Origin of the sequence: Dysgonomonas termitidis (genome assembly GCF_042654545.1) — a bacterium.
Classification (GTDB): domain Bacteria; phylum Bacteroidota; class Bacteroidia; order Bacteroidales; family Dysgonomonadaceae; genus Dysgonomonas; species Dysgonomonas termitidis.
In genome coordinates this window covers 1-1,520 of sequence record NZ_JBHSGN010000116.1, presented here as the reverse complement: position 1 = coordinate 1,520, position 1,520 = coordinate 1, and the positions used below count along the sequence as shown (strand labels likewise).

The 1,520-nt window shown below is 52.0% G+C and carries 4 protein-coding genes; all 4 read left to right on the top strand.

Annotation, left to right across the window (positions count from 1 at the left end):
* Positions 1–226 (top strand): hypothetical protein (locus tag ACFO6W_RS18815; protein WP_379999261.1); only part of this gene is annotated, 226 nt, incomplete at its 5' end.
* A 128-nt stretch (positions 227–354) separates the two neighbouring features.
* Positions 355–507 carry a hypothetical protein gene (locus tag ACFO6W_RS18810; RefSeq protein WP_379999259.1) on the top strand — a complete coding sequence of 51 codons (153 nt, stop codon included), beginning with the start codon at positions 355–357 and terminating at the stop codon, positions 505–507.
* A gap of 18 nt (positions 508–525) precedes the next feature.
* Positions 526–954 carry a hypothetical protein gene (locus ACFO6W_RS18805; protein WP_379999257.1) on the top strand — a complete coding sequence of 143 codons (429 nt, stop codon included), beginning with the start codon at positions 526–528 and terminating at the stop codon, positions 952–954.
* A 64-nt stretch (positions 955–1,018) separates the two neighbouring features.
* Positions 1,019–1,447 (top strand): bactofilin family protein, encoded by a 429-nt coding sequence (locus ACFO6W_RS18800; protein ID WP_379999255.1) that lies wholly within the window; start codon positions 1,019–1,021, stop codon positions 1,445–1,447.
* The last annotated feature ends 73 nt before the right edge of the window (positions 1,448–1,520 follow it).

The window sequence follows — 1,520 nt, the reverse complement described above, 5'->3', positions numbered from 1 at the left end:
TGTCTATGAATCCGCACAGCCCCCGCGTCTGCGGATACTGACCTCGATAGACGGAACCGCCGGGGAATATGTCGCAGGCCCGAATTTTCCGCTGCCGGTACGCGGATACCTGTATGACATATCGGTCCGGGTATTACCCTCCGGGCTGCCGGCTACACTGGAATTACGTGCCCGGGGTACGGATGGAAGCCGGAGTGTCTTAACATATAAGATGACGGAACGGTAAATAAGGACATAAAAGAACGTGAAATGTAAGGAGTGGAAATAGGGATGGAAAAAGAAAAAACGGAAGACAGCACCGTCTGCAAATCCTTCCGGCTGCACCTGCCGCAGGGCCGTACCGCGGATATAACCGTGGAAGGCAGCACGCCTAACGACTGCTATATGTCTGCCTTGCGGCGGGCGGCCGCGCAGTATCCGGGCTGGAGGAGTATAGAGGTCATGCCCCCTGACCGTGAAGCGGTCAGCCTTCCGGGATTTGCTGGCGGAGAAGGTAGCTTTATATGATTATTAAAAAATAGTAAAATGAAAAATAGTGAAATGAAAATGATGAAACATTTTATGCAATTAGTTGCAATGTGTGTGTTAACCGTTGGTTTGTCTTCCTGTCAGAAAGACGAAGAGATCTATGACGAATTGATGGGCAGTGAATGGGTGGGAGATCTGGGCTTTAGTTTCGACGACCGGCCCGTGATCAGCGAACTGTATTTCATAGACAACGGTACAGGCTCCGACAAGCAATATTATGCCGGTTCCGCTTCAAATGCCAAACCCGCCTGTAACCTGACTTTCCAGTGGACGATCAAAAACGGGACGCTGACATTGATTTACGACCTCCGCCCGCCGCTGATCCTTGAGATAGGCGGAATGTATATCAAGGGAAACCTCTTAAGAGGCACCCTGCATCTGGCTGGGGAAGAGGATATGCCGGTAACGCTAACAAGGAAGAAATGATAATGAAATATATACATGTAAGCTGTAACTGAGTAAATAAAAAAACTAAAAAACGGAATAAAAGATGGGAACAGTTGTGAAAAGGATAAAGAACAGGGGAAGGAATGTGAGGACCGGGCCGCAGGCTCAGGCTCCGAGCATAGTGGCTAACGGTACTGTTTTCACCGGTGAGGTAAAACTCAGTGAAGACCTGCGCATCGACGGGGCCGTCCTCGGGGATATCTGCAGCACAAAGGCCGTGGTCATCGGCCCCGGCGGAGAGGTGCGCGGGAATATCTCGGCTGCCTTCCTGGATATATACGGTTTACTGGACGGCAATGCCGGTATCACCGGGCATACCTTCCTGCGCAAAGGCGGGATTTTGCTCGGCGACCTGGAGACCGCAGAACTGGAGATCGAGGACGGCGCACGCTTTGAGGGCCAGCGCGTGATGACCCGCAAAGGACCGGGTGGCGCCGGACGGTTAAAAGGATGGCCCTACCGTAGCGGATAAGCGTGTTACGGTACCGGCAACAGGATAAAGATAGCGCAGGGAAAACGGAAGACCGGATAAAACAAGAAGCAGG

What these genes read in the sequence shown, in the direction of transcription:
- ACFO6W_RS18805 (WP_379999257.1), top strand. Translation starts at nt 526, where the DNA reads ATGAAAAATAGTGAAATGAAAATGATGAAACATTTTATGCAATTAGTT.
- ACFO6W_RS18800 (WP_379999255.1), top strand. Translation starts at nt 1,019, where the DNA reads ATGGGAACAGTTGTGAAAAGGATAAAGAACAGGGGAAGGAATGTGAGG.